At 49.5% G+C, this 501-nt stretch carries 1 protein-coding gene; it reads right to left on the reverse strand.

Going from position 1 to position 501, the window contains the following annotated elements; genetic code table 11:
* Positions 1-308 precede the first annotated feature (308 nt).
* Positions 309-501, reverse strand: a 193-nt coding sequence (locus tag R7E38_RS23500; RefSeq protein ID WP_318082269.1) for a hypothetical protein, incomplete at its 5' end; no start/stop codon positions are given.

The raw sequence follows: 501 nt of genomic DNA on the forward strand, positions 1-501 counted from the left end.
GGAGGCCACAAAGTGAAGAGGGCACCTTGGCCCTGGTCCATTTCTATCACCCACTGACTGAAGAAATGAGGCCAGTGCTGTTGGGAGCTCAGTTTCTGTCCTTGCTAGACACAAGCTAGAGTCATCAGAGAGGAAGGGGCCTCAGTACAGAAAATGCCTCCATAAGTTCTGGCTGTAAGGTACTTTCTTAATTAGTGATCACTGGGTGGTGTCATCCCTGCTCTGGTGGTCCTGGGCTCTGTAAGAAAACAGGCTGAGCAAACCATGAGGAGCAAGCCAGTAAGCAGCATCCCTCCATGGCTTCTGCCTCAGCTCCTGCCTCCCACATCCTGCCCTGTGTGAATTCCCGCCTTTACTGCTTTTGATGATGAATGGTTATAGAAAACCGAGAGAAACGAACCCTTTTCTTCCAATTTCTTTTGGTCATGGTGTTTTGTCACACCAACAGAAATACCAATCCAGAAACACTGGTCTAACCCAGCCCGCCCAGTAGAACCAAAC

The sequence above is a fragment of the Vibrio sp. Vb2131 genome (genome assembly GCF_033338535.1).
Classification (GTDB): domain Bacteria; phylum Pseudomonadota; class Gammaproteobacteria; order Enterobacterales; family Vibrionaceae; genus Vibrio; species Vibrio alginolyticus.